General features: G+C 63.5%; 18 protein-coding genes. 8 read left to right on the top strand and 10 right to left on the bottom strand.

Features of this window, described 5'->3' with window-relative positions:
• The first annotated feature begins 2 nt into the window (after nucleotides 1-2).
• Complete coding sequence (locus ACYVL5_RS07065; protein WP_460594849.1) at nucleotides 3-1,514, top strand: Lcl domain-containing protein; 1,512 nt, start codon at nucleotides 3-5, stop codon at nucleotides 1,512-1,514.
• A gap of 89 nt (nucleotides 1,515-1,603) precedes the next feature.
• On the opposite strand, the gene ACYVL5_RS07060 is transcribed toward ACYVL5_RS07065, so the two are convergent.
• The 4 genes from ACYVL5_RS07060 to ACYVL5_RS07045 all read right to left on the bottom strand — a co-directional run bounded on the left by ACYVL5_RS07060 (nucleotide 1,604) and on the right by ACYVL5_RS07045 (nucleotide 5,355).
• Nucleotides 1,604-2,509, bottom strand: a complete 906-nt coding sequence (locus ACYVL5_RS07060) for an AEC family transporter (protein WP_460594848.1) — start codon at nucleotides 2,507-2,509, stop codon at nucleotides 1,604-1,606.
• Nucleotides 2,510-2,528: 19 nt separating this feature from the next.
• Entirely contained in the window at nucleotides 2,529-3,530 is a 1,002-nt protein-coding gene (locus ACYVL5_RS07055) for a YhdH/YhfP family quinone oxidoreductase (protein WP_460594847.1), read from the bottom strand.
• A 23-nt stretch (nucleotides 3,531-3,553) separates the two neighbouring features.
• Complete coding sequence (locus ACYVL5_RS07050; RefSeq protein WP_460594846.1) at nucleotides 3,554-4,561, bottom strand: aldo/keto reductase; 1,008 nt, start codon at nucleotides 4,559-4,561, stop codon at nucleotides 3,554-3,556.
• A gap of 170 nt (nucleotides 4,562-4,731) precedes the next feature.
• Nucleotides 4,732-5,355: a TetR/AcrR family transcriptional regulator gene (locus tag ACYVL5_RS07045; protein WP_460594845.1), complete on the bottom strand. Its 624-nt coding sequence runs from the start codon at nucleotides 5,353-5,355 to the stop codon at nucleotides 4,732-4,734.
• A 60-nt stretch (nucleotides 5,356-5,415) separates the two neighbouring features.
• On the opposite strand from ACYVL5_RS07045, the gene ACYVL5_RS07040 reads away from it, so the two are divergent.
• The 3 genes from ACYVL5_RS07040 (at nucleotide 5,416) to ACYVL5_RS07030 (ending at nucleotide 6,604) form a co-directional block, all read left to right on the top strand.
• Nucleotides 5,416-5,637 carry a DUF5714 domain-containing protein gene (locus ACYVL5_RS07040; RefSeq protein WP_460594920.1) on the top strand — a complete coding sequence of 74 codons (222 nt, stop codon included), beginning with the start codon at nucleotides 5,416-5,418 and terminating at the stop codon, nucleotides 5,635-5,637.
• A gap of 192 nt (nucleotides 5,638-5,829) precedes the next feature.
• Nucleotides 5,830-6,072, top strand: a complete 243-nt coding sequence (locus tag ACYVL5_RS07035) for a hypothetical protein (RefSeq protein ID WP_460594844.1) — start codon at nucleotides 5,830-5,832, stop codon at nucleotides 6,070-6,072.
• A gap of 94 nt (nucleotides 6,073-6,166) precedes the next feature.
• A complete protein-coding gene (locus ACYVL5_RS07030; RefSeq protein WP_460594919.1) occupies nucleotides 6,167-6,604 on the top strand; it encodes a MarR family winged helix-turn-helix transcriptional regulator in 438 nt (145 codons plus the stop codon).
• 198 nt (nucleotides 6,605-6,802) lie between these two features.
• Here ACYVL5_RS07030 and ACYVL5_RS07025 read toward each other — a convergent pair whose 3' ends face one another.
• Both ACYVL5_RS07025 and ACYVL5_RS07020 read right to left on the bottom strand, forming a co-directional pair.
• The gene (locus ACYVL5_RS07025; RefSeq protein ID WP_460594843.1) at nucleotides 6,803-6,934 is read right to left on the bottom strand and encodes a hypothetical protein; all 132 of its coding nucleotides are present in this window, start codon (nucleotides 6,932-6,934) and stop codon (nucleotides 6,803-6,805) included.
• Between the two features lie 54 nt (nucleotides 6,935-6,988).
• A complete protein-coding gene (locus ACYVL5_RS07020) occupies nucleotides 6,989-8,068 on the bottom strand; it encodes a branched-chain amino acid transaminase (protein ID WP_460594842.1) in 1,080 nt (359 codons plus the stop codon).
• Nucleotides 8,069-8,386: 318 nt separating this feature from the next.
• Between ACYVL5_RS07020 and ACYVL5_RS07015 the strand changes: the two genes are divergently transcribed.
• On the top strand, nucleotides 8,387-8,965 hold the full coding sequence (locus ACYVL5_RS07015; RefSeq protein ID WP_460594841.1) for a hypothetical protein: 579 nt from the start codon (nucleotides 8,387-8,389) through the stop codon (nucleotides 8,963-8,965).
• A gap of 240 nt (nucleotides 8,966-9,205) precedes the next feature.
• Here ACYVL5_RS07015 and ACYVL5_RS07010 read toward each other — a convergent pair whose 3' ends face one another.
• Entirely contained in the window at nucleotides 9,206-9,574 is a 369-nt protein-coding gene (locus ACYVL5_RS07010; RefSeq protein WP_460594840.1) for a TRL domain-containing protein, read from the bottom strand.
• A gap of 339 nt (nucleotides 9,575-9,913) precedes the next feature.
• On the opposite strand from ACYVL5_RS07010, the gene ACYVL5_RS07005 reads away from it, so the two are divergent.
• Nucleotides 9,914-10,423: a hypothetical protein gene (locus tag ACYVL5_RS07005; RefSeq protein ID WP_460594839.1), complete on the top strand. Its 510-nt coding sequence runs from the start codon at nucleotides 9,914-9,916 to the stop codon at nucleotides 10,421-10,423.
• A gap of 116 nt (nucleotides 10,424-10,539) precedes the next feature.
• Here the strand turns inward: ACYVL5_RS07005 and ACYVL5_RS07000 are convergent, their stop codons facing one another.
• The 3 genes from ACYVL5_RS07000 to ACYVL5_RS06990 all read right to left on the bottom strand — a co-directional run bounded on the left by ACYVL5_RS07000 (nucleotide 10,540) and on the right by ACYVL5_RS06990 (nucleotide 12,699).
• A complete protein-coding gene (locus ACYVL5_RS07000) occupies nucleotides 10,540-10,866 on the bottom strand; it encodes a ComEA family DNA-binding protein (RefSeq protein WP_460594838.1) in 327 nt (108 codons plus the stop codon).
• 181 nt (nucleotides 10,867-11,047) lie between these two features.
• On the bottom strand, nucleotides 11,048-11,650 hold the full coding sequence (locus ACYVL5_RS06995) for a chemotaxis protein CheD (protein ID WP_460594837.1): 603 nt from the start codon (nucleotides 11,648-11,650) through the stop codon (nucleotides 11,048-11,050).
• Between the two features lie 113 nt (nucleotides 11,651-11,763).
• Nucleotides 11,764-12,699, bottom strand: a complete 936-nt coding sequence (locus tag ACYVL5_RS06990) for an L-lactate dehydrogenase (RefSeq protein WP_460594836.1) — start codon at nucleotides 12,697-12,699, stop codon at nucleotides 11,764-11,766.
• A 199-nt stretch (nucleotides 12,700-12,898) separates the two neighbouring features.
• Between ACYVL5_RS06990 and ACYVL5_RS06985 the strand changes: the two genes are divergently transcribed.
• Entirely contained in the window at nucleotides 12,899-13,096 is a 198-nt protein-coding gene (locus ACYVL5_RS06985; protein ID WP_460594835.1) for a hypothetical protein, read from the top strand.
• Nucleotides 13,097-13,117: 21 nt separating this feature from the next.
• On the top strand, nucleotides 13,118-13,705 hold the full coding sequence (locus ACYVL5_RS06980) for a cysteine hydrolase family protein (RefSeq protein ID WP_460594834.1): 588 nt from the start codon (nucleotides 13,118-13,120) through the stop codon (nucleotides 13,703-13,705).
• Nucleotides 13,706-13,840 lie beyond the last annotated feature (135 nt).

The following is a 13,840-nucleotide window of genomic DNA, read 5'->3' as shown; positions in this document are numbered from 1 at the left end:
GGATGGCACTTCTGGTTGGGACGGCCTTGCTCTTCGGCTGCGGCGGCAGCGGAGGACTTTCCGGCGGCAACCAGGTCAACCAGTCATCCCCCTCCCGGGACCGGCTCTCGGGGGTGATCAGCGACCGAAACGGAGTCCCCGTTTCCGGGGTGACGGTGACGCTCTACTACAACAACAGCAACACGACGGCGACGGCCACCACCGATTCCAGCGGCGCTTACTCGTTCCCGGATCTCTACAACAACCAGTATTCCGACTACGCCGTCTACGCCGAAAAGAGCGGGTTCGCCTTCTATCCCTCGGTTGCCGACCCCGCAGGGAAGGTGATGAGGGAGGACTTCAACGGCAACTACCGCACCGTGATCCGGTTCCTCACCATGCCGTCCCACGACGTGACCGGGGCCGACTTCACCGCCTATCGGCCGGGAGACCGGCTGGCGAGCCTCCCCTCCACCGGGGAAGCGGCCAGCTACGCGGTCGGGGATGACTATGCGGTGCGGGCCGGTGTTGCCTGGCCGGCCACCCGTTTCACCGACAACCAGGACGGCACGGCGACCGACAACCTGACCGGGCTCGTCTGGCTCAAAAACGCCGGCTGCTTCCCCCCCGCCGACTGGATGGCGAGCCTCGCCAACGCCAACCAGCTCGCCAGCGGCCAGTGCGGGTTGGTCGACGGCTCGCTCCCCGGCCAGTGGCGGATGCCCAACGTGAACGAGCTGGAAAGCCTGGTGGACGTCTCCCGCGCCGCCCCCTCCCTCCCGGCGGGGGCCCCCTTCACCAACGTTGCCCAGGGCAACGCGTACTGGTCCTCGACCACCTACATGGCGGGGATCGCCAACGCGCTCGCCATCCGCTTCACCGACGGCAGGTGGATCAACGGGCAGGACGCCGGGGACGGGAGCTTCTCCAACACCAAGACCAGCTCCTCCAACTCCGTGTGGGCGGTGAAATCGGGAGGAAACGGCGCCGTCAAGCTGCTGGCCACCGGGCTCTTCTCCGGCCAGGGGGGCGGCTCGGGGATCTCCTTCGGGACCGGCGACGATCCCGCGCTGCAACTCGGGATCCATCTCACCTCGCCCCGCTTCGTCGACAATGGGAACGGGACCCTCTCCGACACGGTCACCGGCCTCACCTGGTTGAAAAAGGCCGACTGCATCTCCGGAAACTGGTCCGGCTCCCTTACCGCGGTCAACGCCCTGTCGAGCGGCCAGTGCGGCCTCACCGACGGCTCAGCCCCCGGCGACTGGCGGATGCCGAACCGGAACGAGATGCTGAGCCTGGCCGACCGAGCCCCCACCTTCCCGATCGCCAACTACTTCAACGGGATCCCCGGCCCCGACGGCGTCACGGTCACTTTCGCCCCGGTGTTCCAGAGCTTCCAGGTCTTCACCTACTACTGGACCTCGACCAGCTACCAGCCCGATCCGGGGGAGGCCTGGAGCGTGTACAGCTGCGACTTCGGCGTCTACAACCACGCCAAGTCCGCCATCGGCTACGCCCTCGCGGTCCGCTGACCTTCAGCCCCCATTCAAACGCGAAAAAGGGTTACGGAGGAGATCCGTAACCCTTTTCTTTTACCGCCGTCTCTTTCTTCCCCGGCCGGTCACACCCCCGCGAGCGCGAGGTTCCAGAGGTAGAGCGTCACGAAGGAAAGCGGGATTCCCACCCCGACCAGCATGCCGACCAGCTGCGGCTTGAGGTCGTGGTCGATGGCGATGATCCCCGCCGAGATCATCGGCGCCATGGCGGACTCGAAGATGGTCACCTGGGTGACGGTCCCCTTGGCGCCGAGGAAAAGGACGTACAACAGGGCGATCAACGCCGGCCCCAGGAGGAGCTTGTAGGAAAGCCCGGCAACGAGGGCCTTCGCCTCGGCGCGGATCCCACCGAACTGGAGCTGGAAGCCGACCGAGAAAAGGGCCAGCGGCGTGAGGGTGCTCCCGAGCTTCTCGAGCACGCTCACTGCCCAGGCCGGGAAGGCCACCGGTCTCAGGAGCAGAGCCAGCACCAGCGCCTGGAACGGGGGAAAGAGAAGGATCTTCCTGGCCATCTGCCGGGGCGATACCGAGCCGGACGAGTAGCAGGTGGCTACCAGGATACCCAGCGTCGAGAGGACCATGAAGGAGCCGAGCTGGTCGGCCACGATCCCCACCCCCAGGAACTCCTTCCCGTAGTACGCCTCGATCATCGGCAATCCCACGAACGAGGTGTTCCCGAGCCCCGCCACCAGGATGAGCGCCCCGACCGTCTCCCGCTCGAGCTTCAACGCCCTCCCGCTCCCCCCGAAAACGATCCAGGCGGCCCCGAAGAGGAGCCAGGCCATGGCGGCGGTGAGGGCCAGGGTGGCATCCAGCTTGAGGTCGTGGATATGCAGGACCGCCAGGGCGGGGAGCGAAATGTGAATGATGAAGCCGTTGAGCGCCGCCGGCGTGGTTGACGGAAAGCGCCCGTTTCTCCTGAGGCCGATCCCCGCCAGCAGACAGATTGCGAGAAGAATGATGTTCGCCATGCGTCACCCTTACCTACCCCTACGGAAGCGCCACCACCACTCGTCCGCGGATCGCTCCCTGCAGGATGGCGTCGATTTTTTCGTCCAGCTTCTCGCGGACGACCTCGACGGAAAGCTCGGCGAGCCGCTCAGGCTTCCAGGGGCCGGCGAGCCGCTCCCATGCCTTTTGGCGGGTGGCGGCGGGAGCGTTGACCGAGTCGATGCCGACGAGGGTCACACCGCGCAGGATGAAGGGGAAGACGTTCACGGCGAGATCGGATGAACCGACCAGCCCGCAGCAGGTGACGGTACCGCCGTAGCGGGTCGATTTCAGGACCGCCGCCAGGGTCTCCCCACCGACCACGTCGACCGCCCCCGCCCAGCGTTCCTTCATGAGCGGACGGTCCCCACCTTCGGTGACCTCGGAACGAGCGATGACCTGGGCCGCACCGAGCGAACGGAGGAAGGCCTCGTCCGCGCCCTTGCCGGTCGCCGCCACCACCCGGTACCCCGCCCTGGCCAGGATGGAGACCGCCAGGCTCCCGACCCCACCGGTGGCCCCGGTGACGAGGACGTCGCCGTCGGCGGGTTTCACCCCGCCCGCTTCCAGCCTCAGCACCGAAAGGGCGGCGGTGAAGCCGGCGGTGCCGAGCTCCATGCTCTCCTTCAGGGTCAGCCCGTCGGGGAGCCGGACCGCCCAGGAGGAAGGGATCCGGATGTACTCTCCCCAGCCGCCGTCGGTCTCCATGCCCAGGTCGAAACCGGTGACGATCACCCGGTCTCCCGGCGCAAACGCGCCGCTGTCGCAGGCCACGACCTCGCCCGCCGCGTCGATCCCGGGGGTGTGCGGGAACTGCCGGGTGACCCCGGGGTGGCCGGTGGCGGAAAGGGCGTCCTTGTAGTTGAGCGAAGAGTAGCGGACCCGCACCAGGAGATCCCCCTCGCCAAGCTCGGCCAGGGTCCGCTCCTTGAGGCTCCTGACGAACCGCTTGTCCTCGGTTTTTTCCACCACCACCGCTTTGAACGTGGTCGCTAACTCCATGTCATCCCTCCTATCTCACTGTTTCAACGGTTAATGAGGCCAATCATGCTGGCCGGGTAGCGATCCCCCGCCACCGCCCCCCTGGGGATGACGGCCGCGATCTCGGCCAGATCCTCGGCGGAAAGGGCAATCGCGGCGGCCTTCACGTTCTCCTCCAGGTACTTCACCCGCTTGGTCCCGGGGATGGGAACCACGTCTTCTCCCTGCGCCATGACCCAGGCCAGCGCAAGCTGTCCGGAGCTCACCCCTTTCGAGGCCGCCATCTCGATGACCTTGGCCACCACCTCCAGGTTCTTCACGAAATTCTCCCCCTGGAAACGGGGAGAGTTGCGGCGATAGTCGTCGGCGGGGAAGTCGTCGAAGCTCTTGAGCTGGCCGGTAAGAAAGCCGCGCCCGAGCGGGCTGTACGGGACGAAGCCGATGCCGAGCGCCCTCAGGGTCGGGAGAATTTCGTCCTCGGGATCACGGCTCCAGAGGGAGTACTCGGTCTGCAGGGCACTCACCGGGTGGGTGGCGTGGGCCCGCCGGATGGTGGCCGGTGCGGCCTCGGAAAGCCCGATGAAGCGGACCTTCCCCGCCTGGACCAGGTCCGACATCGCCCCCACGGTATCCTCGATGGGGACCTCGCTGTCGACCCGGTGCTGATAGTAGAGATCGATGTGGTCCACGCCCAGGCGCTTCAAGGAGGCGTCGCAGGCGGAGCGGACGTACTCGGGACGGCCGCTGATGCCGGTGATGGGGGCCCAGCCACCGTTGGCGGCGGGCTGGTTGCTTCGCACGATGCCGAACTTGGTGGCGATCACGAAGTCGTTCCGTTTCCCCTTGATGGCCCGGCCGATCAGTTCCTCGTTGGTGAACGGGCCGTACATGTCCGAGGTGTCGAGGAAGTTCACCCCGAGGTCGAGCGCCCGGTGAATGGTGGCGATCGACTCCTTCTCGTCGCGCACCCCGTAAAAATCCGACATTCCCATGCATCCAAGGCCCTGGGCCGAAACCGTCAGCCCCTGGCTTCCCAATCTGCGCTGCTCCATCACTGCTCCTTTCTCCCTCACGTGGTGAGAATGATTCCGGCGCCTTCGCGCCGTCTGGCTGGTAGTCCGTCTGCCGGCGGTGAAGCCGGGGTGAAATCGAAATGCGCAGGGTCTGCCCCCGGCCAAAGCCGGCGCGAACAAGGAAATGCCAGGCCTTCCCCCGGGGAGGGTTATTTGGCCACGAGGACTGCCGCGTACATGGTGTCGATGAAATCCCTCAACGGTTGCGGCGATTTCATCACCTTGGCCCGCAGGATCGCCCCCTCCCATCCCGAGAGGAAAAAACCGGCGATGACGGCGGGGTCGCAGCGGGGGGTGAGCTCTCCCTGCTTCTGCGCTTCCTCCAGGCAGGCGGCGAAGCGCTCTTTCCAGGAGTGGAAGATCTGGTCGAGCCGCTCCCGGAACCGCTCGTTCTGGTCGGCCAGCTCCTGCCCGAGGTTGCCGATCAGGCATCCTTTGGCGAAGTTGGTGCCGGTCAGGTAGGCGAGCACCCTCTCCAGGTAATTCCGGATCCGGTCAAGGGGAGCGAAGGAGGTGTCGTCCAGAAAGGAAGCGAGGTACTGGTCGTAGCGGGCGGCGAACTGGTCGATGATGGCCAGCCCGAAATCTTCCTTGCTCCCGAAGTAGTGATAAAAAGAGCCCTTGGGTACCCCGGCCCGCTTCAGGACGGCATCGATCCCGGTACCGTTGTACCCCTGCAGGGCAATCATCTCCGTGCCGATGGAGAGTATCTCCGATCTCTTGTCGCTTTTCTTCATGGCGGCGAAAATAGACCGGTCGTCTAGTACTGTCAACTCCTTTTTTTCACCGCCCTTTTTCCGGGTCCCCCTTGACCGGTTGGGCATGAATGGCGGCTGGACAACCTGATGACCGCCTCCTGCCTCACCGCCATCGGCGAAGCAGGAGGGCCCCGCTGCTGCAAACGCGACACCTTCCTCGCGGTAACGGTCGGCCGTGACTTCCTCAACCGGCACCTCGACGCCGGGATGCCGGCCACCTCCAATCCGGTCTGCTCCTTCGCCGCCAATAACAAGGAGTGCCTGGGCACCGCCTGCCCCTTTTTTCCCGGCAGCTGAAGGGGGCGAAAAGCCCCTTTACCTCAAATGAGGCAGCGCCTCCTCATTTGAGGTTGACCTTCTCCACTCTCATTGTTGCCCCCCAACGGCACATCGCTGCTATTTCGGCCACTTACATTTTTTTTACAAGTTGGCACGAGGTATGCTCAATGAGAGATCAAGAAGTCAAACCACTCTCAGGAGATTTACGAAATGAAAAAGATCGTTGCTTCCCTCGTTGCTGCTCTCGCCGCCGTTTCCTTCGCTGGTGTTGTTTTCGCTGCTGACGCTGCTCCGGCTGCTGCTCCGGCCGACGCCGCTGCTCCGGCTGCCGAAAAAGCTCCCGCTAAGAAAGTGAAAAAAGCCAAAAAAGTGAAAAAAGCCAAGAAAGCCAAAAAAGCCGCTAAGAAAGAAGCCGCTCCGGCTGAAGCTCCGGCTGCCCCGGCTGCTAAGTAATCAAGGCCCCACGGCCATGAAAAAAGCCGCACCCATAAGGTGCGGCTTTTTTTTGCCCATTGCATCCCACTAAAGAGCGTGCTATTTGAATCCGATGCACAACCTCCTCTTTCGACTCAACGGGCTGACCCGGCGCTGGCGCCAGGTGCTGGATGCCGAGTTCCAGTCCTCGGGACTGACGGACGCCACCTGGCGGCCGCTTTTGCACCTTTCCGTCCTCGGCGACGGCATCCGGCAGAAGGAGCTCGCCGCCTCGCTCGGACTGGAAGGCCCCTCGCTGGTCCGCCTGCTGGACACCCTCATCGACAAGGGGCTGATCGAGCGGAGCGAAGACGAGCAGGACCGGCGGGCCAAGCAGCTCGCCCTGACCGGAAAGGGGCGCGAGCTGGTGGAAACCATCCGCACCACACTCACCACCCTGGAGGAGCAGGTGTTCAAGCCGTTCAACGAGCAGGAGATCGAGCAGCTGAACGATTTCGTGCAGCGGCTGGAATCCACCGTGAACGAGCTCCGCGACCGGGTAAAGCACTGACCCCGGCTCCGTTGCCCCGCCCTGACCGGCTCCGGCCTCCGAAACCCAATCCCCAATCCGTAACCTACCAGCTCCGTAACCGGGTAACCGCTCCGTGACCGGCCAACGCACTCCTACCGACCGGGTTCCCCACCCAGCGGGTCAAACGCCGCACACCCCATCCCCGTCCAACCGATGACCGCCGGAACTAAGGGTCTCCTAATGCTTGAACAGCAGGTGGATCAGGTTGGCGTGCTCATCCGCCATCGGCTCGGCCGCCAACAGGCAGTAGCAGAAGAACGCGACAGCCAGCGCAATCAGCGCATAGAACCACAAGGTACCGGCAGGCATGGCGATCCCTCCTTCCGGACCGCGCACGCGGCCCGCGTTGCTTTCAACTTCCCCCTACCTCCCGACGAACCTCAACCACCCAAACGGGTCCGCGACGACGCCGCCCTGGATCCCGGTCAGGGTGTCGTAGAGGCGCTGGGTGACCCGGCCGACTCCGCCGTCCCCCACCGCGATGGTCCGGTCCCGGTAGCCGAGCCGGCCGACCGGGGTGATCACCGCTGCGGTCCCGGTTCCGAACGCCTCAGTCACCCGCCCCGCCTCGATATCGGCCATCAGCTCCCCGACTTCGATCGGCCTCTCCTCGGCGCGGTATCCGAGCTCCCGGGCCAGGGTCAGCACCGAATCGCGGGTGATCCCCGGAAGGATCGACCCGGAGAGCGGAGCGGTGACGATGGTCTCCCCGTAGGCGAAGAACATGTTCATCGAGCCGACCTCGTCGATGTAGCGGCGTTCCCGGCCATCCAGCCAGAGCACCTGGTCGAATCCCTGCTCCTTGGCCTCCAGCCCCGCCCGCAGCGAGCTCGCGTAGTTGGCGCCGGTCTTGGCCTCCCCGGTCCCTCCCGCCACCGCGCGCACGTAGCGGTCCTCCACCCGGATGCTGGTGGGGGCGAAGCCGTTACGGTAGTAAGCCCCGACCGGGGAAAGGACTACGTAGAACCAGCAGCGATCGGCGGGACGAATGCCGAGGGCCGCCTCCACCCCCATGAGCACCGGCCGGATGTAGAGCGAAGTCCCGGGCGCGGTGGGGATCCATTCCCGCTCCAGCTCCACCAGCCGTGCGATCCCCTCAACGAAGAGCTCCTCGGGAACCGGGGGGAGGCAGAGCCGTTCGGCGGAGTGATTGAAGCGCCGGGCGTTCATCTCGGGGCGAAAGAGCGCCACCCGCCCATCCTGCCAGCGGTACGCCTTGAGCCCCTCGAAGATCGCCTGCCCGTAGTGGAACACCATCCCGGCCGGATCGACCGAGAGAGGCTGGTACGGCTGGATGTGCGCCACTCCCCACCCGCTCTCCTCGCGCCATTCCGCGAACAGCATCCGGTCGGTGAAGACCTTCCCGAAGCCGAGCTCGTTCCCCGCCGCCACCTTCGACCTGTCCTTGCCGCCGGTCAACGGCTCGGTCACTATCTGAACCATGCAAACCTCCCTGCTATCGGCTCACCGCCGGTCATTTAAAAAGTTGTCCACCACGCCGGTACCTCCCTTCCGCTGGGGAAGCACCCGCGGTCCGCTCTCCTCACCGCCTGGAGGGGACGACGCGACAATAAAATAGATAGCATGTTATTTAATTATTTACAATCGGTTTTCCTGTGGCGGCGAAGGAGCCGGACGGGAGAAATCACGTTGCGAAAACGTCGTGAGCACGCTATATTGCGCCACGTTTGCCTTCGGGGGGCGCACCCTGCGCCTCCACCGGCCGGCAGACCTTGAGAACAACGCAGCAACCGGAGTCCCATGGCACTGACATCACTCTCCGTCCCGCCCCAGTCGGCGTCGGCGGTCGTCTCCATCTTCAAACTCTTTCTCCTCCCGGTGGGAGGAGGCATCCCGGCCGGCGTCCTCCTCGCCAAGACCAAGGGGGTGGCATGGCCGCTCACCTCCCTACTCTATCTCGTTTCCGACCTGGTGCTGGCGGTCGCCTTCGAGCCGCTACTGAAGCTCATGGTCGCCCTCGGGGGCATCATCCCGCTGGTGAGAAAATTCGCCCTCGCCCTCAAGGCGACCACCGCCCGCAGCGTCGCGCACTTCGGCGGCACCACCACCGGCCCCCTGGGACTGGTCATGGTCGCCTTCGGGGTCGACCCGATGACCGGGCGCGCCTCCGCGCTCGCCGCCGGCCACGGCTTCGTCACCGGCTGGGCCATCGCCATCGCCGGCGACATGCTCTACTTCGGCGTCATCGCCGTGACGACCTTGCGCCTGAACAGTTACATCCGCGATCCCAACATCACCATGATCATCGTGCTGGCCGCCATGTTCTTCGTCCCCGTGCTGGTGCGGCGCTTCCGCGGCGGGCAACAGGCCGCCCAGTAACCTGCCTCCGCAAAAACGAAGGGATCGGCCACCACGGCGCCGATCCCTTTCTCCATTAATCGAGGCAATCCCGTTCTCGGTCGGCGTCCCCGTTCTCGGTCGGCGTCCCCGTTCTCGGTCGGCGTCCCCGTCCTTGGTCCCCACGTTTTCCGATCACCGGCCCTGGTTTCCGCTCACCGGCCCGCTTCCGCTCACCGTCTGCGGCCATTCGGCTGCCGCGGGCTCGAACTCACCCGGCCCTCACTTGTCGATGCTCTTGATCCCATGAACGCCGGTCGGCTTGCTCAAGCCCCGGTCGCCGTAGACTATCGTGCAGTTGGTGCTGAAGGGGAAGTACCAGTACCCTGTCTCACCGATCAATTCCACCGTGTTGATGGATCCCTTGTTGGCGGCGGTAATGATGGATCCGTCCCCCCAAAGAGGCAGGAAATAGAAGATGTTGAAGGTGCAGGATTCGCCCTTTTTCATCTGCTGCAGATCGATGAACTTGATGTTCTCCACCCCGACCGGGGTATTGTCCGCGTATCGCAATGTCTTGGCGAGATCCTTCGTCGGCACGCAACCCGAAATTCCCGTGACCAGCATCAACAACGCAGCTAGCTTCTTCATACGTCCTCCTCTGCCACGAAAATGAAGAAACAGATCACCCAAAGCTCATTTTACTGCCGACTAAACCGCTTTCAATGGATCTGTATTAATTATTGAATTATAAAAGATAAATGAGTCAGGCTCGGGCCAATCGCTGACTGGGACAACGGAGCCGACTGTCTTCTCTCCTGTGAGGAAAGCCACCGTTATGCCAACCGCTCAAAAGTGAGTGGTCAACTCCAGGTACGCATGGTAGCATTCGCTACAGTGAGATAGAATTTTCCGGCGGTGCCGAAGCTATCGGCGGCGTTCATCCAGCACACGCGGGGTAGCATCACAAAAGCAAAAGGAGCCGTTGTCATGAGATATGTACTGAGCGCACTGCTGGTGCTGTCCGTCCTGGTGAAGCCGGTACTGGCCCAGGAATTCGGGAACTGGGCGGTGGACACCAAATCGGAGAAGTTCCTCTATGCCGCCACCGGCAATGAGAGTGGCGCCTTGCTCGGGCAGTTCTGCTTCGTGGAGAGTGGATCCTGCGTCTGGCTGATCGGCATGGATACCGGGTGCAGCAAGGGGGACGAGTACACCGTCCTCGCCAATTCCGATGCCGGCTCGAGCGCGATGCAGGTACTGTGTGACGGCCAACTCGACAACGGGATGTACCGGTATGGGTTCAGCGATTTCGAATCGATCGACACGCTCCTGAAAACCGCCACCCGGGTAGGTTTTGCCGTACCGCTCCAATCCGACCAGTTCAAGGTGATCCGCTTCAAGCTCGACGGTGCCAAAGCCGCCATTTCGGTGATGAGGGCCCTGGCCGAGAAAAGGATGAAAAATATCGAGACCGGCACCAAGGACGAGACGATCTAGCCACTTCAAGGGGAAGAGGGAGAAGTCCGCCGAAGAGGCGGATAGCTGCTTCAGAAAAAAAAGGGACCACCCTCCATCGGGTGGTCCCTTTTTCAATCGTCGCGGTCCGACCGTTACTATTTCGCCTGCTTAGCCACGATCTTTTCCTTTACCTTGTCATAGACCGCCTTGGGAAGGACCTTCTTCGAGACCAACTGGTCCTTCTTCGCGTACGGCCGTCCGGCGATGATCTTCTTGGCGTAGGTATCGCCGATCCCGGGAATGGCCTTCAATTCTGCCTCGGTGGCGCTGTTGATGTCGACTGCCGCCTGCTTGGCAGCGGCAACCGTCCCTTTCCCCTTTTCCATCGCTTTGGCAGCGGGATTGGGATCGGCGGCGAACGCCGGCAGGGCTAATGACAGGGTGAGCAGCGTAGCGGCAACAAGTTGAATGAACTTTCTCATTACGACCTCCTTTGGCATAGAATCAAGCCGGCATTATACCGCGTTCCCTCACTCAGTCAACGCATTCCGATTCCTTACCGACTGGCAGAGTCACGGTTTTGTCACGAGGTGAACTGACTATTGTCTGTGACTTCATTGAATGAGCGGACAACGGAGAATGAGCCGGCGCTATGTCAGCAGCTTAGCCTTCCCAGATATCGACGAGAGTAAGGGCCGCTTGTTGCTGCTCAATGGCCCTCTGCCAGCAGTAGCGGTCACGCTGTGCCAGCCGGTCGCTGCGGAGATGATTGATCTTCCTGCGGTGGACGGCGAAATCGCCGTTGGAAAAGTGGATGACCCGGCCGAATTCCCCTCCGACGTCCATCGCGTCGACCGGGATCCGCTCCATCTCGAGGTACTCGGTGATGAAACGGCAGTTAACCTCCCCCACGCAGAAGAAGTTCCCGCCGGCGCTATCGGGGTTGAGGATGGTGGCGCCGCCGAAGACCTTGGCCCGCAGCATCGAGCGGGTGGTTCCCTTTGCCATCATCGCGTTGATGAGGAGGTCCATGGCATGGATGCCGTAGCGTCCGGCCTCGGTGATCGTGGGGGGAAGGTCGCGCGAATACCGGCGGTTGCTGAGCATGAAGTGATTCATCCCGATGATGCGGCGGACGGGGTCATAGAGACAGGCGGCGATGCACGAGCCAAGCAGGGTGGAAATCACCCCGGGGCTCGCGGTGGCGTAGTATTCGCCGGGGGAGATGACAACCCGCTCCCCTTTCTGGTACTTCTCGATCTTCATTACGTCTCCCGAGCCGTCCGCCCTACCAAGCCACGGTCACCGTAGCTCTCCATTGCGTTATCGTCAACTGCCGCGAAACATTGAGCGCTACGGCACACCCGGGCATGACGCCGCTAAAGCCCCTCGAGCGCCGAGGTGACCACCCGCGCGCTCGCCCGCAATTTCTCATCCTCCTCAGCGGCCAAAACCGGCGGGAAGGTGGCGAGGATCCCTTCCCCGCCGACCAGTTGCGGGAGCGAGAAGGTCACGTTCGGCCCTCCCCAGGATTCGGGGATCAGCGAGGATACCGTCAGGATGGCCCGTTGGTTATGCAGGATCACCTCGATGAGGCGGGCCAGCGCACTCCCCACCCCGTAGTAGGTCGCCCCCTTCCCCTCGATGATGGAGTAGGCCGCCCGCCGGACGTCGTTGTCGATCCGCTGGCGCTCCTCCGCCCCCAGGGAGACCTCGCGCTTGCCGCAGAATTCTTCCAGCGGCATCCCACCCACGGTGACCAGCGACCAGGTGAGGACCTCAGAATCCCCGTGCTCGCCCAGCACGTACCCGTGCACATGGTGAGAGTCCACGCCGAGATAGGTGCCGAGCAGCGTCCGGAAACGGGCGGTGTCCAGCATGGTCCCCGAACCGATCACCCTGGTAGAGGGGACGCCAAAGTCGTTAGCGTAGCGGATCGTGAGGTGGGTCATGACGTCGACCGGGTTGGTGGCGATGACCAGGATCGCATCCGGGGCGTTCTTGAGGACGGTGGGGACCACCTCCCGGAAGACCGCGGCGTTTCTTTGCAGCAGTTGGAGCCTGGTCTCTCCCGGTTTCTGGCTGACTCCGGCGGCGATGATCACCGCCCGGCTCCCCTGGAGGTCCTCGTAGCTCCCCGCCGCCACCGTGAGCGGGTGGGCGAACGGCACCGCGTGGTAGATGTCGTTGGCCTCCGCCCGGCTTCTCGCCCCGTTCATATCGACCAGCACGATCTCGCGGCCGATCCCGCTCATCACCATGGCGTAGGCAGCCGTCGATCCTACGAGGCCGCAGCCGACGATTCCGATTTTCATATCCCCCCCCCTCATGCGTTCCCGCCTGGACTTGCATCACACATCCACGACAGGCAAAGTTTAGGGCCAGGGAGGATTCTGTCAATGCAACCGGCCCAGCCGGCATTCATCGTTCTCTTCGCTTTAATGCGTCCGGGAGCTCTGCTATACTCTTCGCTGGTCGTCTCCGACTGATACTCACACAAGCTCGGGAGGAAAAGTGAATCACAAGTCGGCCGCAGTCATTGCGGCGGTTTTGGCTATCATCCTGGCGGCTTTCATCCTGAAACTCGCCGTCGGTTTCGCGCATCTCACCCTCTGGTTCGCCCTGCTGGGGATCAAGATCGCCTTCCTGCTGCTTATCGCGGTGGTGGCCTTTGCCATCCTCTACCACAAGCTCAAGCCAAAGTCGAAATAGCACCGCCGGAGGAGAGAGATCATGAGCGCGCCGAGCATCGATTGGGACAGCACCGCCGTCCTGATCATGGACTATCAAAACGACATCATTGCCATGCAGCCGGAGGAACGGCGCCAGCCGCTGCTGGATAATGCTGCCCAGGTCCTCGCCATGTCCAGGGAAAAGGGGATCCCCGTCTTCTACATCGTGGTCCGCTTCCGCGAGGGGTACCCCGAGCTCTCCCCCCGCAACCGGATGTTCCAGGCGGTACGCGGCTCGGGGCGGTTTGTGGAGGGGACCCCGGGCGCCGAGATCCATCCGGCAGTGCCCCCCCTTCCCGGCGAACTGGTGGTCACCAAGCGCCGGGTGGGAGCGTTCTCCACCACCGAACTCGACGCCGTTCTCCGCGCCAGGAGCGTCACCTCGCTTGTCCTGTGCGGGATATCGACCAGTGGCGTGGTCTTATCCACCGTGCGGTGGGCGGCCGACATGGACTACGCCCTCTGCGTCGTCTCCGACGCCTGTTCCGATCAGGACCCCGAGGTGCACCGTGTCCTGACCGAAAAGGTCTTCCCCCGGCAAGCCAACGTCGTCACCACCGCGGACCTCCTCGCCGCCGCCCAGGGCTAACCACTCCGGGCGCCGCCACCGCTCCGGCACCGCTCCGCCTCATCTCCGCCTCATCTCCGCCTCATCTCCGCCTCATCTCCGCCTCATCTCCGCCTCATCACCGCCACCTCTCCGCCTCATCACCGTCTCTCGGTC

The organism is Geomonas sp. Red276 (assembly GCF_054784495.1).
Note: the sequence above shows the minus strand (reverse complement) of the source record. Positions and strands in the feature narration are given on the sequence as shown.